This is a genomic window from Methylobacterium sp. CM6246, assembly GCF_054818005.1.
Genome location: NZ_JBTXKY010000002.1, coordinates 24,884 through 41,789, shown reverse-complemented (window position 1 = coordinate 41,789; position 16,906 = coordinate 24,884). Strand labels below are relative to the sequence as shown.

Sequence of the window (16,906 nt, the reverse complement as noted above, 5' to 3'; positions counted from 1 at the left end):
ATACCGCAAGCCTATGTTTCGGCCATATCAGCCACCCCTGGCCGAAACCGTTCGTTTTCGGCCAGGGCGCGAGCGCTATCAGCGGCGCCTTGGATGCATGAAAGCCAAATCCATGCCAATTGCCATGAACCGTAAAAATGGCAGACGGCACTCAAATGCCGTGTTACTCTATCCATGCCTGATCAGAGCTGGACGCCGCTCCGATCAGCCAGGCACATCGCTCCAATCGAGCTGAATGGATGATAAGGCCATGAATGCGACACTCTCCAAGATCGATGCTGGCGGCCGGTTGATCATCCCAGCCCAAGCTCGCAAAGCGCTGCATCTGGAGTACGGCGGCCCGGTCGTGCTGACTTTGGTCGACGGCGAACTCCGAGTCCGATCCGTGGCCGCCGCCATGGCAGAATTGCAAACCCAGACGTCATCTTTCTTGGCTGACGACACCGCTTCGGTGAATGCCTTTCTCACGTCCCGACGCGCAGACGCTGCCAGAGACGAAGGAAAGCCGGCGGACACGCAAGAGCAGGTAGCGGCGTCTACGAAGGGGCTCGATCGTGGCGCGTAGCGTTCTGGATGCCTCGGCTCTGCTCGCCTATCTCCGCCGGGAACCTGGTTGGGAGCATGTGCTACAAGCTTTCACCGGTACCGCCACGATGACCACCGTGAATTTTGGCGAGGTCGCCGGATGGTTGGTCCGCAATGGAGCCGATGAGACTGCCGTGCGAGCATTGCGGAATGGCCTCGTGTTTCCCCTCACGCCCGTCGACGACGATCTTTGTATTCGTGCAGCCTTGTTAGAACCGCTGACCCGGTCGAAAGGGCTCGGGATCGGAGATCGGCTCTGTCTCGCGCTAGCCGCCCGCTCGAACGCTGCCGCGGTCACTGCGGACGCCGCCTGGCAGGAGATCGCAACCGATGTCGGCGTCGAGGTCCAGCTCATCCGCTGAGATTTGCCGATCAAACAAACATGACGTTTGCCCGACATTAGAATTATCGACGCGTTTTACCGACAGTGGTAGTGCTGTTTGGCTAACTCGCACCCCACCTCGCTAGTTCGTCGAGAAAACGATCGAATGCCCGACATTGGCAGCGCATGCAGCTGACGCAGGGCTACAGGTCAGACGCGACGGGTCGGTCAAAGAGCGGTCCGTGGTCTATTTCGTATTGTCTACGTGCTGACGGTCCGGTTTGAATGGTCATCCGGCACTTAGAGCCTGTTTGAGCGTCTTATCTTAAGCCGGATTGTTGAGGGCATTAGCGGCCATGAGGCTGGCGGCGCAGACGAGGCGCCCTGTCGCGACATCAAGGCGACCGGCGCGCTCACGGTGCAGGCCGCCCCAATGGCTGAGCCAGCCGAAGGTTCGCTCCACGACCCAGCGCCGCTCCAGGACGACGAAGCCCTTCTGATCCGGGTCTTTCTCGACGACGCGATGGCGCATGCCGTGGATGTTGCACCATTCCCGGCAGCGTTCGGCCGCGAAGGCGCCGTCGAGGATGGCCAAGCGTAGACTGGACCACTGCTCCTTGCCATCATCAAGGGCTGGTAAGGTATCGCGATCCTGCACGTTGGCCGGCACGACGGCGAGCGCCAGAACATGGCCTTCGGCATCGACCAAGGCCACGCGTTTGCGCCCGACGACCTTCTTGGCGCCATCGTAGCCGCGCGGTCCGCGCACCCCGATGCATTTGACGCTCTGCGTGTCGATGATCGCCAGCCGTGGCTCCGACCGGCGTCCGCAACGCCGCCGCTGATGGCGGGTCAGAGACCGCAGCAGGCTCTCGAACAGGCCCTTGTCGATCCAGCGCCGGAACCAGCCGTAGACCGTGCGCCACGGCGGAAAGCCCGCAGGCAGCGACCGCCATCCTCCGCCCGTCCGCAAGTGCCAAGCTATCCCTGCCAGCGCGTGGCGCGCCGGTGTAGCCTCCGGACAGCCCGGCGGATCCGCGCGCTCCAGGAAACGGGCCACCTCGTCCAAGCCCGCTTGCAGCACCATGTTCTTCAGACGCGCCTCGTGACGCGTCCGATGTCGGTCCGTCCACATCTGCTCTCCACCCCGCCCCGCCAGGCGGAATTTGTGTTGCTACACGAGACAGATGGGGACGGCTGGCAGAGGCGCTCAAACAGGCTCTTAGTGGACCAAGCCGGGGCCGGTGCGGGAAAGGCATACCCAAACTGAACCATACGCATTGGCTGCTAAGGGTGGAAAGCGGACTCTGGTCTTTCGGCGGGAAGCGGACATTCCGCCTCCGACTAAATCTTGTCGGAGAAGCCACTCCTCGACTATCCCAAACCCGAGCGTTCTTCTGGCTTTTCCGTCTTGAGTATATGCCTCTGAAACGAATGTTTCATCGCAGACTTAAGCGGATCGTCTGGTCGATAGGAGACAGGCCGGCCTTATGCCAGCTTGGGGCGAAAAGGTACGACCAAGCCTTCCGGACGCAAGCTCGTTACGAGGGCCCGCGCGAGTTCGGACTGCTCGAACGGCTTGGTCAGTCGCGTGACCGGGACCAAGCCGTTCTCGGGCAGTTCGGCGTAGCCGCTGGCCAGGATGGCGACCATCTCGGGATGCTCGGCCCGGATCGACTCGATCAGTTGCGTCCCGCTCATGCCGGGCATCATCTGGTCCGTGATCACTAGGTCGATGGTGTCCTTCGACCGTCCCAGGATGCGCAGGGCCTGCTCGCCGGAGACCGCCTCGACGACCGTGTGCCCGAGATCCTCAAGCATCGCCGCCGTGTTCATTAGCACCAGGGCATCGTCGTCGACGATCAGGACCGTAACCGGGTCGAGCTGCGTGAGTTCGAGTTCGACCTGCTGATCGGGTCTTATCGTCTTGCTCATGTCAGCCTCGGGCAGCCAGAGCTCCGCCGTCGTGCCCTGGCCCTCGACGCTCTTGAGGATGAGGCGGCCGCCCGATTGCTCGGCGAAGCCATGCGCCATCGAGAGGCCAAGCCCGGTGCCCTTGCCGACGCCCTTGGTGGTGAAGAACGGCTCCGCCGCCTTTGCCAGGGTCTCCGCATTCATGCCTTCGCCGGTGTCGATCACGGACAGGCAGACGTATTTGCCCGGCTTGAGGCCACGAACGTCCTCGACCGAAGCGAATGCCTCGCGGGCGATCAGCGTGATCGTACCTCCTGCCGGGATGGCGTCGCGTGCGTTCACACAGAGGTTGAGCACGGCCAGTTCGAGCTGGTTGGCGTCGGCGAGGACGTGCGGAAGCTGCAATGGAAACTGCATGCTAACCGGTATGTTGGAGCCGATCGAGCGCTGCAGCATGTCCGCCATGCCGCGGATGAGGTCCGGCACGTCGACGGGAGTCGTGGACAGTTCCTGCCGACGTGCGAAGGCAAGCATGCGCTTGGTCAGGGTCGCGCCGCGATCGGCGGCTTCGATCGAGTTGTCAATCAGCTGCCGGAGCTTGGGGTCGGGCGGCAGGCGCTTGCGAGCGAGGTGCAGGTTGCCGAGAACCACCGCAAGCAAGTTGTTGAAGTCGTGGGCGACGCCTCCAGTGAGCTGCCCGATCGCCTCCATCTTCTGGGACTGGATGAAGCGGGCCCGGGTCTCTTCGAGCGTCCGTTGGGCGTCGCGTCGCTCGGTGACGTCGCGCGTGATCTTGGCAAAGCCGATGAGTTCGCCGTGGTCGCCCCGGATTGGGTCGATCACGACGTTGGCCCAAAAGCGCGAGCCGTCCTTGCGGACGCGCCAGCCCTCGGCCTCGAACCGGCCTTCCTTGGCGGCCGTTCCCAGCGCCGTTCCCGGTAGGCCGATCGCCCGATCCTCGTCGGTGTAGAACCGCGAGAAATGCTCGCCGATGATCTCTTCGTCGGAATAACCCTTGAAGCGCTGGGCACCCTTGTTCCAGCTGGTCACCCGGCCGATCGGATCAAGCATGTAGATGGCGTAGTCCTGAACGCCTTGGACGAGCATGCGAAAGCGCTGCTCGCTCTGCTGCAAAGCGGCCTTCGTGGCCCGCTGTTCGGTGAGGTCGCGGGTCACCTTGGCGAAACCGAGCAGCGTGCCGTCCTCGGTGCGGATCGGGTCGATGAGCACGTGCGCCCACATCAGGGAGCCATCCTTGCGGACGCGCCAGCCCTCTTGCTCGAAGCGACCCTCGGTCTGAGCAATCGTCAGAGCCCGCGCCGGAAGGTTAGTCGCCTTGTCCTCGTCCGTGTAGAACCGGGAGAAGTGCTCCCCGATGATCTCTTGGTCGGCGTAGCCCTTGAAGCGCTGCGCGCCCTTGTTCCAGCTTACGACGACACCCGTCGGGTCGAGCATGTAGATCGCGTAGTCGACGATGCCCTCGACGAGGATCTGGTAGCGGTCCTCGCGGGTGAGCTTCGGCGTGGCGGCCTTCTCAATATCCATGGGTCGGTCTAGAGCCCACTTGGGCCGGGTCCCCGGCTTCGAGGAACGCGTGAAGACAAGGGCTGTCGAAACGGCCCGGGGGACGATGTGGCAGCCTTCGCTAGAACCTAGCACGCCCGGCTTGGGCTGTCGTTTCCTTCAATCATGCGATTGCCCGAGCACCGACCTTCATGTTGCACCAACGTGCTCCATTCGTAGGAGGTCCGCTTCTCCGCTTTCTAAACAGCCCGCAAGCGGAAGTTCCCGGCTTCCGCAACGGGTCGAAAGCGGCTGCTGGCTTTTGCACCACGTTCTGTAAGCCACCCTTACGCGAACTCATGCAGAAGGTGGATTTTTGCCTGTCTGCTTTCGAGAGGCGAAGTCAGATAATTGGACGTTGGTGCCAGCAGAGATGACCTACCGTTTCGCGCTACGACAGTTCCTGAAGAGATCCTGGTCAACGTACCGAAGCGGACGTTCATGATCGATTAACCGTTTCAGCGCTGCACTGGCGGTCGTCCTGAGGGGCTAGCTATGCGGCACATCCAAGTCGAACCAGGTCTGCGCCTGCGCTTTGCCGGCCGCGATGAGGCCTTCAACGAAGGGGTCGAGATCGGGTTGCTGTCTGCCAATATGGCGGCAAGCGTCGGCGAGTTTACGGCGACGCTGGCCAGCACGACCCTTACCCAGGCCCGCGCTCTGGCCAGAGGCCTGAACTACCGTGTCCACGTGGTCGAGGATGATGGGACCTGGGCGCGGGTGATGTTCCTGATTGGCAGCCGACGCCCAAAGCTACGGCTGGTCGAGACTGAAGAACCGCAGCGCTTCACGGCGACGTAGCATTCTAGCTTCGTCAGATCGCCCTGACGTTTCCGCACGCCGCCATCCCCCTTCGCACAAGGCATCTTGTCAAGCGTTGCCCTCCGGACGGAGGTGCGCGTGGCAGACATCGCGGTAGACCAAGCTCAACTGCGCCAGATAGTGGCCGGCATGAGCGAGGGGGTAATCCTGATCTGCTCGGATCAGACGATCACCTACGCCAACCCGGCTGCGTTGGCGATGCACGGCGTAGCGGCACTAAACGACCTCGGCGAGACGGTGAGCGAGTACCGCCGCAACTTCAAGGTTCACTACCGTAACCATCATGATATCGGCCCCGTGCAGCACCCGCTCGATCGGGTCCTGGCCGGCGAACGCTTCCACGATGCCGTCGTCGAGGTGCGCCAAGCGCGCAACCCTGAGCGGGTATGGATGCACCGCATCCGCAACATCGTCACCCTGGACGCTGAGGGAAGGCCGAATGCACTCGCGTTGATCCTGCAGGATGTGAGCGACCGCTACGAAGCCGAGGCCCGGTTCGAGGCCATGTTCCGCGCCAATCCTGCCCCGGCCATCATCTGCCGCCTGGCTGATCTGCGCTTCATCCGGGTCAATCAGGGTTTCCTCGACCTGACCGGTTACGCGCGCGACGACGTCCTCGGCCGCTCCTTCAGCCAGATCGATCTGCTCACGGGCGCCGAGCACAGGGTCCAAGCGATCGAGCATCTGCACGCCGGTAAAACCATCCCCCAGATGGAGGCCTGCCTGCACGTCCCAAAGGACGCGGACAAGTACGTGATCGTGGCCGGTCACCCGATCGTCATGCCGGGTGGAGCGACATGCATGCTGTTCACCTTCGCCGATCTTGAAGATCGCTGCAAAGCCGAAGCCGAGTTGCGTGCGAGTGAGGAGCGGTTCACGAAGGCGTTCTCACTCAATCCGATCCCCACGATGCTTCTGAGCGCGGACGAGCACGTCCCATCGAGCGCGAACGAAGCCTTCGAGCAGTTGTTCGGAGCGCCGGAAAACCGGGATGCAGCGGCGACACTCTGGATGGATGGGGAGGAGCGGGAGCGCTTCCGATCAGAGCTCGACCGACACGGCCAAGTCCGCGGCTTCGAGGCTCGGCTGCGCACGCGTGACGGCGAGGAATGCTCCTGCTCACTCACAGCGGTGACGGTGACCATCGATGGTGGTCCGTACGTGCTGTGCGTCGTCCAGGACATCGCCGAACGGAAGCGCAACGAGGCGGAGTTGGTCCAGGCCATCGAGGCGGTGATGGGCGATGCAACCTGGTTCAGTCGCGGTGTGATCGAGAAGCTCGCCCTGTTGCGCAACCCATCCAGGGGCGGCGTCGAACCGATCTCCATCGAGGCACTCACCGCACGTGAGCGGGACATGCTCACCCGCATCTGCGTCGGGGCGACCGATGCCGCGATCGCCGCCGACCTTGGGCTCTCGGCGAACACCGTCCGCAACCACGTGACCCGACTCTACCGCAAGATCGGCGTCAACCGACGCAGCGCCGTCGTGGTCTGGGCGCGCGAGCGCGGGATCGGCGCCGAGCCGCTGCTCGGCAAGCCAAAGACACGCAAATTGGTGCAAAAACACCAAGCTGATTAGTGCAGTGCCACCGCATGTAAATCTGCGGAACTTTGCGTATTCCGCTGCCTTGTTAGGTCATCGGCACGCTCATCACGAGCATCTCGTCCATGAACTCCAGTGTTCAAGCGAGGTGGGGTGAAATGAACCGTGCCAAGAAGCATCTCCCATCCGAGCAAGTTCGGGCTCTGATCAAGCAGGCGATCGGCATCATTACCGGTGATCCACGGATCGTGGCGGAGGCTACGGCCGAGATCGCCGAGATCCAGGACGCTTGTCCCTCCGAGAAGCCGGGGCGAGGCGGTCATCGACGTCACACGAAAGCACCGCCCTCTCGCGGTCCCTAGCACTTCCCCCGCCGCATATGCTCACGGAGACGTTCGATGTCGCTACTCGCCTGGATCGTGCTCGGCCTCGTGGCCGGCTTCATCGGCAGCAAGGTGGTCAACAACACAGGACAGGGTTTGCTCGTCGATATCCTGCTCGGCGTCGTAGGAGCGGTGGTCGGCGGCTTCTTGTTCAACCAGTTCGGTGAGCCCGGCGTCTCGGGGCTGAACCTCTACAGCCTGCTCGTCGCCGTCGTCGGCGCCATCGTCGTGCTGTGGCTCTACCACGCGCTCGTGGGGCGTCGCCGGGTCGTCTGACCCCGCGGATCCACCGATCCCGGATGCCGCTGTGCCTGCCTCGCAGCGCCGACCAGGACGAGCTGACGATGCGTCAGAGATCCAATGCCATCCTGGCTACGCTGACGAGGCACCGGTCATGAGCACGAACGAGCCCGATACGCCCAAGCAACCGCTGCCTGGCTGGCAGGATGAGGCCACAGCGCAGATCACGGCCAGCGAAACGCGAACGATCCCGGTGATCGAGGAGACCGCCCGCATCGAGAAGCGGACCGTCGAGACCGGTCGGGTTCGGGTCAGGACGGAGACCGAGACACAGGATTGCATCCTGCACGAGAGCCTGCGCACCGACAGCGTCGCGGTCACCCGAGAGCCGGTGAACCGGACCCTCGCCGAGGGCGAAGCTGTGCCGGTCACCCGCAGCGAGGGCGGCGTGACGATCATCCCGATCCTGGAAGAGATCCTTGTCGTCGAGAAGCGCCTCGTCCTGAAGGAAGAGGTGCACATCCGCCAGACCTCCGCGGGTGAAGACGTCGAGGTCCCGGTGACGCTGCGCAAGCAGCGCGCCGTGGTCGAACGCGTGAGCCCGGAAGGCCACGCCACCGAGCAGACTGATCCCCCTTCAGCTCAGGAGACAACATCATGACGCAGACGATCACCGCACTGTTCGATCGCCCGGCCGAAGCGCAGGCCGCTCAGGCCAAGCTCATCGCCGCCGGTATCCCGCAATCGGCGATCAAGCTGGTGCAGGGTGCCCAGACGGGACGCACCGGCGGCTCGTACGACTACCACAAGGACGAGGGTGGGTTCTGGGGCTCGCTGAAGGACTTCTTCATGCCCGAGGAGGATCGCTACGCCTACAGCGAGGGTCTGAGCCGCGGCGGTACATTGCTCACCGCGAGCGTCGAACCGGCGCAAACCGAAACGGCCTATGACATCCTGGAGCAGCACGGCTCGATCGATCTCGACCAGCGCGAGAGCACGTGGCGCAAGGAAGGCTGGAGCGGCTACTCAGCTGGCACGACGGGGACGGCGGCCAGCTCGACCACCGGCACGACGGCTACTGGAACAGCAGCCACGGGCGCTGCAGCACTCAAGGGTGCCAGCACGACGACAGGTGAGAAGGACTACATCCCGGTCGTGGAGGAGCGGCTCAACGTCGGCAAGCGCGTGGCCGAGAGCGGCCGGGTGCGGGTTCGCTCCTTCGTGGTCGAAAAGCCGGTCGAGGAGCAGGTAACGCTACGCGACGAGACCGTGCACGTCGATCGGCGCGCGGTCGATCGGCCGGTGACGGCGGCCGACGAGGCATTGTTCGAGACCAAGACCATCGAGGCGACGGAGCTGCGTGAGCAGGCGGTGGTGTCGAAGGATGCCCGCGTCGTCGAGGAGGTCGGCATCCGCAAGGACGCCGGGCAGCGCACCGAGACCGTGACCGACAAGGTCCGCCGGACCGAAGTCGAGGTCGAGGACGAGCGCGGCAACGTCAGCCGCACCGGCACGACCGGCACCACGACGACCGGGACCACGCCCGGCACCCGCAAGCCAATCTAATCCGCCTGAACGGCGCTGCTCGGGGCTTTGATGCCCCGGGCAGCTGTCCCGTACCGTGATCCGAACTCGGATCCACCCCCGCACCGCAATCAGAAAAACAGGCCCCGCCATGTCCCTGAACCGATCGATCCTCGTACTGTTGCCGCTACTCGCGGCGGCGCCCGCGCTGGCGCAGACGACCGTCACCGGCCAGCCGGCAACGGGTGGTGCCTCCAGCGCGACTTCCGGCGGGCAGAACGCCGTGACGCGGCCGAACACCGACCATGCTCGGGACGGTAAGCCCGCGAGCACCGGCACGGTAGCGAACGTCAAGCTGGAGAAGGGTGCCAACAGCTTCACCGAGGGTGAGGCTCGCCGGCGCCTTGAGAAGGCCGGCTACCACGAGGTCAAGGACCTCAAGAAGGACGGTGACGGCATCTGGCACGCTAGCGCGATGCTTGACGGCAAGGCTGCCAACGTCGGCCTCGACTTCAAGGGCAACGTCGCAGTCCAGTAGCCGCCGTCTCACTGTCCTCCCGCTCGACCCTCTCGGAGTGCTCCCATGCCCATGCAAACCCTCTCGGCCCTGTTCGACCGCTACGACGACGCTGCGGCGGCCGTGACCAAGCTGGAGGCGGTCGGCGTTCCGCACTCCGATATCAGCCTCGTCGGCAACAAGACGGAGACGACCGCCGACGGAGCGGGCGATACGGCCGATCATGCCGCCACGGGCGCGGGTACCGGCGCAACGCTCGGCACGATCTTGGGCGGGGGCGCGGGTCTCCTCGCGGGCCTCGGGTTGATGGCGATCCCGGGCGTCGGCCCGGTCGTAGCCGCGGGCTGGCTGGTCGCGACACTCACAGGCGCGGGCATCGGCGCCGCGGCGGGCGGTTTGACCGGCTCATTGACCGGCGCAGGCGTCAGCGAGAGCGATGCGCACGCCTACGCCGAGGGCGTGCGTCGGGGTGGCTCACTGCTGACCGTGAGGGCGGACGAAGCCCACGCCGCCGAAGCTGCGCGCATCCTGGAGGAGCACGGTGCGATCGATCTCGACGACCGCGCGCAGGGTTGGGAAAGCGAGGGCTGGAGCGGCCAGACGACCAGCGAGGAGCGAGGCGACACCTCGACCTTGATCGGCTCAGACGCGGCCGCAGGCTCGGCCGTGCGCGAGAACGATGCGGTCAGCGCTCCCGCGGTCAGCACGGATACGCGGATGTCCGGTGCTCGCCGGGTGCGTGTCTACAATCACCCGGTGTGATCCCCGGGATCCGCTTGTCGGCCCGGCCTCATCATCGACCCGTACAATCAACCCGGCTCCACCGCCACCTCTGGAGCACCGCCCATGGGCCTACTCGATAGCGCCATCGGCAGCGTGGTCGGTGGCGACGCGGCAGCAGCAGGGCGGCGGCGTCAATCCCCTCGTCGGCGTCCTGATGAGCGTTCTCGCCGCGCGGTCCGGGGACGCCAGCTTCGGCGGCCTGCTCGGTAACGCGGGTGGTGGTGTGGGAGGAGCTGGGACGGTAGCGCCTACTCTGCTGCGGCGCCGACGCTGTCGGCCATTTTCGCTCCTCGTGTGCCGAGGGGCTGCGGCTGACCCACCGTCGTGTCTTCAGCCGTCTGATGCTCCATCTCAGCGTTCACCTGAGCACCCAGCAATACGATGATCGTCGAGATCCAAATCCAGGTCATGAACCCGATCGCCGCTCCCAGCGAGCCGTAGGTCTTGTTGTAGCTACCGAAATTGGCGACGTACCACGAGAACAGCAGCGAACCGCCGAGCCACATCACTGCCGCTACGGCACTCCCCCCTGTGACCCAGTGCCAGCGTGGCGCATCCCGGCTTGGACCGTAGCGATAGAGGACCGCCAAGCCGCCGAGCACGGCGAGCAGGAGTACAGGCCAGCGCAGCAGGGCCAGCCACCATGCATCTTTACCGACACCGATGAACTCGAACACGACAGGCAGCACCACGACGGCGCCGAGGGCGAGGATAAGGAACGCCAGTGCGCCCGCCGTGAAGGCGAGGGAGACGAGGTTCAGGACGAAGAAGTTACGCTTCTCGCGTTCGTTGTAGACGAGATTGAGCGCATCGAAGATGTGCTTCATGCCACCGTTGGCACTCCACACAGACAGGGCGACACTGACGAGAAGGCTGAGCCCGAGCGTGGCATCGCCCTTCTCATCTAGCAGCTTGACCTGATCGCCGAGGATGTCGAGCGCGCCCTGAGGCATGATGCCTTGCAGACTGGCGAGTTGGTCATTGATGGTGGAGGCGTCCGCCACGAGCCCGTAGACCGACACCAAGGCGGCGACGGCTGGGAAGATTGCGAGCAGCGCGAAGAAGGTGACGCCGGCCGACACCAGCATGATCCGGTTCTCGCCGATGTCCCGGTAGGTGCGCAGCGCAATGTCCTTCCAGCCCTTAGCCGGGATCTCAGTCGGGCGCGTGGCTTGCCGTCCGCGATTGGCCTGCGCGCGCGCCACCTCGTGGGCGTCACGACCGATGTGAGAGGGAGAGGTCTGGCGTGCCGCTTCATCCCCGCTGCCCGAACCTGCTTTGGGGGTGGTGGATCCCGAACGAACCGTGCGCCGTGGCAAGACCACAATGCCGAGAAGCGCAGTGGTTAACGCTAAGGTCCAGGCGAGGGAGTTTCCCCGTTCAACGGAGCCTGGCTGCGTGCGGTCTGGATGGGGGGACGTCATCTGAAACTTCCGCGCGCCAAGCTGCGCTGTGGCAGCACGCGCGATAACGGCGGATCGCTTCGAACGTTGCAACTAGAAGCTTCAGGGCACAATCCTCTGGGCTATCTGGCGAGATCTGACTACCCCTGGTGCGGATTGAGGCCAGCACTGAAGTGCGCGAAGGGCGTCGGCCTCATGGACCTTGCGGACTACCTTGACCGGCAGATAGAGGCCGCTCGCAAGGAGTGCCGGCAGCTCTACGAGTAGCTTGCCCGAGCGACACCGAACGCTCGCCTAAAGCTACGCTTCCTTCACACCTGGTGGCACAGTGCCGCCGTCATGCCGATCCGGCCCAAGCACCGCTTCTTTTACCCGATCGACTGGCGCGAGCTGTCGATGGCGATCCGGTTCGGCCGAGCGCAGGGCCGTTGTGAGAGCTGCGGGCGGCCGCACGGGCAGATAGTCTACCACCTCGGGGACGGGCGCTGGTGGGACGATGTAGCCGGCCGCTGGCGCAATGGCTGGGGCCGTAGGGTCCGGGTCAGGTCTGGCGTTGATATCCTCGGCCGCGCCCGCCAAACCTATGTCGTCCTGGCAGCCGCTCACCGGGATCACGACACGGCCAACAATGCGGATGCCAACCTCGCGGCTTTCTGCCAGCGCTGCCACATGATCCACGACCGGCCAGAGCATCAGCGAAGGCGTTGGGCCACGCTGTTCCGGCGGAAGGCGATGGGCGATCTTTTCGGTGGTCCGTATTCTCCTAGGTAGCAGCGCTGGATCAGCAGGGTTTGACCCAGCGATGCAGAAGGACCAATGCTCCGTATTTGAGAGAGCTCACAAGCGAAAAACTTCCGCTCATCGCTCACTCCAGAAAATAAAATGGAGGAAATTACGTGGATCTGCATAGCTTCGATCAGAGCAACATCACGTGGCGCACTCTCGATTGGCTTGATCATATCGCCTTCTTCGTCTACAAGGTCGATGAAGAAAACCGGATCGTCGACGTCCTCTTCAAATTCGCAGCTAATCAGCGAGTGATGCTGCACCGGCACCACTGCCCCTACGTCACCCTGGTGATGCAGGGTGAGTTGCGGTTCTACCGTCCGAATGGCGAGCTGAAGGAGATCCGGCCCACCGGCAGCTTCGTCTCTGGCCCCGCTCACGGCGAGCCTCACGAGGAGGGCGGCGGCGATCAGGATGCGATCGTCTTCTTCAGCAACCGCAACATCGACGACGCGCTGTACGAGTTCCTCGACAAGAACGGGAACACGACCCAGGTGCTCGGGATCGCCGACTTCAAGGCGCAGCTTGAGGCCCAGATTACGGACGGAACAGCTGCGAAGGTTGCTGGTCGCCTCGCCTGATTGGAGCAGCCGCGCAGGCTCATAATGCTGCGAGGCTACCGGCAGATCGATTGGCTAGTGCTTAGGTAAAGCCTCGGGCAACTTGTGAACCAGCTAGTCCAACGACCAGAAATCCAACTCCAATTGCGGTTGAGTTCCAGGCCATAGAGAAACCCGCAGGCCTGTTAGCCCGCGGGTTCAGATGTATTAGCAATTGTCGTCGCTGGGCTTCACCGGCTGGCCCTCAGGGGCTTTCTTCTCGCCCTTGTCCGCCATCGTACCCGCTCCGGCATTATTCATCGCCCCGACGGCACCGGGGGACTCTCCTTTAGCGCCAGGCGTCACCTTGGCGGTCGAGCCACCTTCGACATTCGAGCTGGTATCTTTGGTTGTGGGACCGTTAGCGCTGGTGGTCGTGCCGACCTTGCATGGGGCCGCGAAGGACGTCGTCGCTGTCAGCGCGAGGATAACGGCGGCACCAGTCAGCGTAGCAATGCGTGGCATGTTTCCTCCTGATTTGGTTCGGGAGGAAGACGCCGCATCGCAGGATGGTTCCGCGCCATGGATCCCTTGAAGATCAGGGCCGTGAGCCGGCGCCTGCGGTGTCCAGTTCCCCCGCCGCACCGACCCTCACGCGACTGCCCGGCCGAGGCTTCACGGGCGGTCTACGGGGAACTGGCCCGGAGAGCGCCTGTCGTCACGTGCTTGCCCGCCGCACGCCTTGCGGTGTCGCGAACGCCTCGGGCGCGCGGACGGGAAGAGCGAACGCCGTATCAGGAAATGCTGATCCTGTCCCTGATCGGAATGCCTGGCTGGCTCGCGCCAGATCCTCTTTCAGATCGTAGGTCGCGCCACGCTACCCGAGCCTGCGCTCAAGATGGCAGTGCAGGCAGCACGCCAGCTAAATATCTAACCAAGCAACTTGGTCTTGGAAGGGTCACGCTGTCGTAGCAGGATGAGGCATGCAAATTCCCGCGCTGCCTGATCATACCGTAGCCGTAACTGCTTGCCGTAGCGACAAAGATCGCTTCCGGTGGCTGGTGACGACCGAGGGGTTCCACCCCTGTCGATCTACCAGCTCGTATTCATCTGCCGCTATCGCGCTCGCAGCAGGAATATCCCACGCGCACCTATTGGCAGAGCCGCATCCTATTAGGTCGCGGATCAACGAAGGGACTTGGATATCGTAGCCGCTCTTAAACCAATGCGGGTATCGAGGCCGGGTTAATCCCGCGGGGCGCCGACCAAGTCACGAACTCCGAGGCGATCGAAGTGAATGCGCTGCGCCGGGCACCAAGTCCCGGCGCCATCGGTCTCGAACTCGGTCGAGAATTCGCCCTCCGACGCATTGATGGCTTGCTGCAGCTTCTGCTTCCCAAACCGATCCAGCCCTTTGTTGAACAGAGCCTGTTCGATGTCCTGCACTCTCGCGCGATCGACGGCATAAAACATCGGGCACTCGCGCCCGACGACATTGACGCGAACGATCGCGCTGGCGGTTCGGAGGAGATTGAGATGCTGCCGAGACGAGGCTACCCCTGACCGGCTGCCTTGCGCCGCTGCGGCAGTCCCCGCTGTAACCACGAAAGCGAGAGTGAAAAGGGCGCCACGTACCAGCTTGGAATAATGCTCTCGATGACGAGACATTGGGGAAGCACCTGGTGGTACCGCCGAGCGTAAATGCCGGCTTGGCACATACGGAAGGTGGCGTGTGTGTGGGCGCAGGGCCAGGGGGAGGGATCAGGCACCCCTCTTGCAGCCCCTCGTTTGCGCCCTCCCCGGTGCGATCCAGCACAAGATGGTTTGCGATGGTGGTCTCGGCCCGCATGCGGACGGTGAACGACTGGACGGATGAGGGATACCGCGGCCTGCACATCCCGAGATGCACGTCATGCCGAACGATGACGTGGCGGACCTGGGATCAGCTTCAGGCCAAGGGCGCGGAAGAGGTTCTGGTGGTCGCCCAGCGTTTTAATTGTGGGAAATGCGACCAGGTGCCAGCTGGGCTCTCGGTCATAGTGGGCACCGGCCGGTAGCGCGACCGCTCGGCCTCGTCCCGCCACGCATCGCGCTCCGTCCGCATGGCATCGAAGAGTGCGTACATGTTGCCGGCGCCGATCGCGGTCTCGACCAGCATGTCTTGAGAGGCTGCCAATTGCTCGCGTAGCTAGGCATTTTTGGCTGCCAGCGCCAGCAGGAGAGCGGTCACGACATCGCTCATCCAAGCTCCTGCTCTACCTGGGAGCTGGGGCGTGTAGCTGGACCGGCGTCGGGCCAGAATGATGCCCGTGAGTAGCTACAGGATAACCACCCTCTTTTTCGGATCGTCCCAGTCCTTCCACCCGGTGCTTTCCTCCGGGCCGCTCAGCACGTCGAAGGCGGCATCCAGCTTGCGCAGATCGTAGATGGTCCGAGGGCCGATCCGGAACGGCTTGGGCATCTTCCCTTCGTGGATGAGCTTGTCGAACGTGGGGGCGCTGACCCCGACGTAGCGAGCAGCTTCCTGTCGGTTCAACCCGCGTCGGGGCACTACCTCGACCATGACCGGGGCTACGGCATCGGCGTCCTTGGGGCGGCGCTTTGGCATTGCCGGCCTCCCCTCCCTGCTAATTCAACCGCATCGTCCGGCGGACGTCCGAAGGCGCCTCCAGCGTCTTCCGAAAATTATCGACGATCCCCCACGCCATGTCGTCGTCGAACCTGAACCGCATGGGCGGCATCAGCGGCAGCTCCACGGTCAGGACGGCGCGACCCTGGTCGTCGCTGCCGGTGCTGAGCGCCACGGGCTCTGCGTCGATCATCGGCGGCTGCATCAAGGGGTCGCCATCCGGGTCGGCTTTCTGACTTGCGAGGGCCTGAGAGGCCGTGAAGAGCAACGTCTGCGTCCCCTCCTGGTCCATCTCCGCTTCTTGAACTTCGCCGGACTCCTGCCTGACCAGCAGCATGAACCGGCCATCGCGGTACGCCACCTGCGCCTTCACCATCTCGGCCTCCGTTCGTCAAACCGTCCGGCTGCATGATGCCACGGCATGGCTCAGCCCGCTCCACCACCCGCGCTCATTCTCGATCGGCCTGATCGGTTGAGGTCGACCGCTGCCTCCCGGCAGCCTTTCTTTGCTTCCGCGTCCACAATCCTTGTCTGTGGATCTCCCTTATCCGTGGGGTGCAGATTTTTGCACCCTATCCCTCCGAGAAGCGCCGGGGCCGCGGACCGCCCTCCCCGTCGCAGCCACTGCAGCCACTCGCGGCTGATGATGCGCACCACGTTCGGGTCGTTCTTCCGTCCCTGATGGCGGCGCTCCTGGATAGTCAGCAGGCCGTCGCCCTCGGCCAACCGGATCGCGGCCTGTGCCAGCCGCCGACTCACCCCGGCGCGGGCGGCGATGGCGTCGATGCAGAGTCCGCAGGCGCCGTTGCGGGCCACCTCGTCCCCAACGATCCGCAGGACCGAGAGCTGCCCGGTGGTGAACCTATTAACGAGCGCAGGTGGCATCGGGCCCGAGCACGCTAGCCTGCGTCGGCGCTCGATGGCCACGGATCGCTCAGGAGCCCGCTGGAGGCGCTTGGCTGGAAACAGCGTCACACGGCCGAGGGGAATGCCGACGGGCGCCACGGCCTCTCTTATCGCATTCCTGCGGGCATGCAGCGTCTCGGCCAAGCCCTGGGCGTCGGCATCGGCGACGGTCTCGGCGGCGTGGGCCTGCCAGATCTTGCGCGACAGGTCGTCGAGCTGCGCCAGAGTCCGCGCGCCCTCGATCGCCGACCGCATGGTGGCATGAAACATCGAACCCGGTCCCTCACGGGCCGCGGCAGGGTCCAGGCAAAGCCTTCCCGTTGACGGAAACAGGTTCCGTCTTGACACCCCGGGGGGTCTCATGGCTTGTGGGGAGCATTCGAAGGCGGCCCCACCAGGCCTCAGGTTTTTCAGCAGCCTCTTCCTTGCCGGGAAGGGGCTGTTG

Annotated in this window: 20 protein-coding genes; 11 read left to right on the top strand and 9 right to left on the bottom strand. The window is 64.0% G+C overall.

Annotated elements, in window-relative coordinates:
• Positions 1–250: 250 nt before the first annotated feature.
• Positions 251–565, top strand: coding sequence for an AbrB/MazE/SpoVT family DNA-binding domain-containing protein (locus ACYQPG_RS30015; RefSeq protein ID WP_461232555.1), 315 nt, complete (start codon positions 251–253; stop codon positions 563–565).
• Positions 555–947: a PIN domain-containing protein gene (locus ACYQPG_RS30010; RefSeq protein WP_461232554.1), complete on the top strand. Its 393-nt coding sequence runs from the start codon at positions 555–557 to the stop codon at positions 945–947. Before ACYQPG_RS30015 ends, ACYQPG_RS30010 begins: the two co-directional genes overlap by 11 nt.
• A gap of 285 nt (positions 948–1,232) precedes the next feature.
• On the opposite strand, the gene ACYQPG_RS30005 is transcribed toward ACYQPG_RS30010, so the two are convergent.
• A complete protein-coding gene (locus ACYQPG_RS30005; RefSeq protein ID WP_461231964.1) occupies positions 1,233–2,042 on the bottom strand; it encodes an IS5 family transposase in 810 nt (269 codons plus the stop codon).
• Between the two features lie 353 nt (positions 2,043–2,395).
• The gene (locus ACYQPG_RS30000; protein ID WP_461232553.1) at positions 2,396–4,366 is read right to left on the bottom strand and encodes a hybrid sensor histidine kinase/response regulator; all 1,971 of its coding nucleotides are present in this window, start codon (positions 4,364–4,366) and stop codon (positions 2,396–2,398) included.
• Positions 4,367–4,879: 513 nt separating this feature from the next.
• On the opposite strand from ACYQPG_RS30000, the gene ACYQPG_RS29995 reads away from it, so the two are divergent.
• The 7 genes from ACYQPG_RS29995 to ACYQPG_RS29965 all read left to right on the top strand — a co-directional run bounded on the left by ACYQPG_RS29995 (position 4,880) and on the right by ACYQPG_RS29965 (position 10,177).
• Positions 4,880–5,185, top strand: coding sequence for a hypothetical protein (locus tag ACYQPG_RS29995; protein ID WP_461232552.1), 306 nt, complete (start codon positions 4,880–4,882; stop codon positions 5,183–5,185).
• Positions 5,186–5,284: 99 nt separating this feature from the next.
• Entirely contained in the window at positions 5,285–6,787 is a 1,503-nt protein-coding gene (locus tag ACYQPG_RS29990; RefSeq protein WP_461232551.1) for a PAS domain S-box protein, read from the top strand.
• 362 nt (positions 6,788–7,149) lie between these two features.
• The gene (locus tag ACYQPG_RS29985) at positions 7,150–7,410 is read left to right on the top strand and encodes a GlsB/YeaQ/YmgE family stress response membrane protein (RefSeq protein WP_461232550.1); all 261 of its coding nucleotides are present in this window, start codon (positions 7,150–7,152) and stop codon (positions 7,408–7,410) included.
• 118 nt (positions 7,411–7,528) lie between these two features.
• Positions 7,529–8,035, top strand: coding sequence for a YsnF/AvaK domain-containing protein (locus ACYQPG_RS29980; RefSeq protein ID WP_461232549.1), 507 nt, complete (start codon positions 7,529–7,531; stop codon positions 8,033–8,035).
• On the top strand, positions 8,032–8,940 hold the full coding sequence (locus tag ACYQPG_RS29975; RefSeq protein ID WP_461232548.1) for a YsnF/AvaK domain-containing protein: 909 nt from the start codon (positions 8,032–8,034) through the stop codon (positions 8,938–8,940). Before ACYQPG_RS29980 ends, ACYQPG_RS29975 begins: the two co-directional genes overlap by 4 nt.
• 109 nt (positions 8,941–9,049) lie before the next feature.
• Complete coding sequence (locus tag ACYQPG_RS29970; protein WP_461232547.1) at positions 9,050–9,436, top strand: hypothetical protein; 387 nt, start codon at positions 9,050–9,052, stop codon at positions 9,434–9,436.
• 51 nt (positions 9,437–9,487) lie between these two features.
• On the top strand, positions 9,488–10,177 hold the full coding sequence (locus tag ACYQPG_RS29965; protein WP_461232546.1) for a hypothetical protein: 690 nt from the start codon (positions 9,488–9,490) through the stop codon (positions 10,175–10,177).
• A gap of 269 nt (positions 10,178–10,446) precedes the next feature.
• Here the strand turns inward: ACYQPG_RS29965 and ACYQPG_RS29960 are convergent, their stop codons facing one another.
• Positions 10,447–11,622: a YihY/virulence factor BrkB family protein gene (locus ACYQPG_RS29960; RefSeq protein ID WP_461232545.1), complete on the bottom strand. Its 1,176-nt coding sequence runs from the start codon at positions 11,620–11,622 to the stop codon at positions 10,447–10,449.
• A 318-nt stretch (positions 11,623–11,940) separates the two neighbouring features.
• Here ACYQPG_RS29960 and ACYQPG_RS29955 point away from each other — a divergent pair, with 318 nt between their 5' ends.
• Positions 11,941–12,372 carry a hypothetical protein gene (locus tag ACYQPG_RS29955; protein ID WP_461232544.1) on the top strand — a complete coding sequence of 144 codons (432 nt, stop codon included), beginning with the start codon at positions 11,941–11,943 and terminating at the stop codon, positions 12,370–12,372.
• Between the two features lie 125 nt (positions 12,373–12,497).
• On the top strand, positions 12,498–12,968 hold the full coding sequence (locus tag ACYQPG_RS29950; protein WP_461232543.1) for a regulator: 471 nt from the start codon (positions 12,498–12,500) through the stop codon (positions 12,966–12,968).
• Between the two features lie 186 nt (positions 12,969–13,154).
• Here the strand turns inward: ACYQPG_RS29950 and ACYQPG_RS29945 are convergent, their stop codons facing one another.
• The 6 genes from ACYQPG_RS29945 to ACYQPG_RS29920 form a co-directional block, all read right to left on the bottom strand.
• Positions 13,155–13,451 carry a hypothetical protein gene (locus ACYQPG_RS29945; protein WP_461232615.1) on the bottom strand — a complete coding sequence of 99 codons (297 nt, stop codon included), beginning with the start codon at positions 13,449–13,451 and terminating at the stop codon, positions 13,155–13,157.
• Positions 13,452–14,171: 720 nt separating this feature from the next.
• Complete coding sequence (locus tag ACYQPG_RS29940) at positions 14,172–14,399, bottom strand: hypothetical protein (RefSeq protein ID WP_461232614.1); 228 nt, start codon at positions 14,397–14,399, stop codon at positions 14,172–14,174.
• 475 nt (positions 14,400–14,874) lie between these two features.
• Positions 14,875–15,102: a hypothetical protein gene (locus tag ACYQPG_RS29935; protein ID WP_461232613.1), complete on the bottom strand. Its 228-nt coding sequence runs from the start codon at positions 15,100–15,102 to the stop codon at positions 14,875–14,877.
• 141 nt (positions 15,103–15,243) lie between these two features.
• Positions 15,244–15,534: a helix-turn-helix transcriptional regulator gene (locus ACYQPG_RS29930; RefSeq protein ID WP_461232612.1), complete on the bottom strand. Its 291-nt coding sequence runs from the start codon at positions 15,532–15,534 to the stop codon at positions 15,244–15,246.
• 19 nt (positions 15,535–15,553) lie between these two features.
• Complete coding sequence (locus ACYQPG_RS29925; RefSeq protein WP_461232611.1) at positions 15,554–15,931, bottom strand: hypothetical protein; 378 nt, start codon at positions 15,929–15,931, stop codon at positions 15,554–15,556.
• A gap of 50 nt (positions 15,932–15,981) precedes the next feature.
• A complete protein-coding gene (locus ACYQPG_RS29920; RefSeq protein ID WP_461232610.1) occupies positions 15,982–16,731 on the bottom strand; it encodes a hypothetical protein in 750 nt (249 codons plus the stop codon).
• Positions 16,732–16,906 lie beyond the last annotated feature (175 nt).

Excerpts from the sequence above, each read along its gene's own strand:
- ACYQPG_RS30015 (WP_461232555.1), top strand. The coding sequence starts at position 251 with ATGAATGCGACACTCTCCAAGATCGATGCTGGCGGCCGGTTGATCATC.
- ACYQPG_RS30005 (WP_461231964.1), bottom strand. The coding sequence starts at position 2,042 with ATGTGGACGGACCGACATCGGACGCGTCACGAGGCGCGTCTGAAGAAC.
- ACYQPG_RS30000 (WP_461232553.1), bottom strand. The coding sequence starts at position 4,366 with ATGGATATTGAGAAGGCCGCCACGCCGAAGCTCACCCGCGAGGACCGC.
- ACYQPG_RS29995 (WP_461232552.1), top strand. The coding sequence starts at position 4,880 with ATGCGGCACATCCAAGTCGAACCAGGTCTGCGCCTGCGCTTTGCCGGC.
- ACYQPG_RS29985 (WP_461232550.1), top strand. The coding sequence starts at position 7,150 with ATGTCGCTACTCGCCTGGATCGTGCTCGGCCTCGTGGCCGGCTTCATC.
- ACYQPG_RS29980 (WP_461232549.1), top strand. The coding sequence starts at position 7,529 with ATGAGCACGAACGAGCCCGATACGCCCAAGCAACCGCTGCCTGGCTGG.
- ACYQPG_RS29975 (WP_461232548.1), top strand. The coding sequence starts at position 8,032 with ATGACGCAGACGATCACCGCACTGTTCGATCGCCCGGCCGAAGCGCAG.
- ACYQPG_RS29970 (WP_461232547.1), top strand. The coding sequence starts at position 9,050 with ATGTCCCTGAACCGATCGATCCTCGTACTGTTGCCGCTACTCGCGGCG.
- ACYQPG_RS29965 (WP_461232546.1), top strand. The coding sequence starts at position 9,488 with ATGCAAACCCTCTCGGCCCTGTTCGACCGCTACGACGACGCTGCGGCG.
- ACYQPG_RS29960 (WP_461232545.1), bottom strand. The coding sequence starts at position 11,622 with ATGACGTCCCCCCATCCAGACCGCACGCAGCCAGGCTCCGTTGAACGG.
- ACYQPG_RS29955 (WP_461232544.1), top strand. The coding sequence starts at position 11,941 with ATGCCGATCCGGCCCAAGCACCGCTTCTTTTACCCGATCGACTGGCGC.
- ACYQPG_RS29945 (WP_461232615.1), bottom strand. The coding sequence starts at position 13,451 with ATGCCACGCATTGCTACGCTGACTGGTGCCGCCGTTATCCTCGCGCTG.
- ACYQPG_RS29940 (WP_461232614.1), bottom strand. The coding sequence starts at position 14,399 with ATGTTTTATGCCGTCGATCGCGCGAGAGTGCAGGACATCGAACAGGCT.
- ACYQPG_RS29930 (WP_461232612.1), bottom strand. The coding sequence starts at position 15,534 with ATGCCAAAGCGCCGCCCCAAGGACGCCGATGCCGTAGCCCCGGTCATG.
- ACYQPG_RS29925 (WP_461232611.1), bottom strand. The coding sequence starts at position 15,931 with ATGGTGAAGGCGCAGGTGGCGTACCGCGATGGCCGGTTCATGCTGCTG.
- ACYQPG_RS29920 (WP_461232610.1), bottom strand. The coding sequence starts at position 16,731 with ATGTTTCATGCCACCATGCGGTCGGCGATCGAGGGCGCGCGGACTCTG.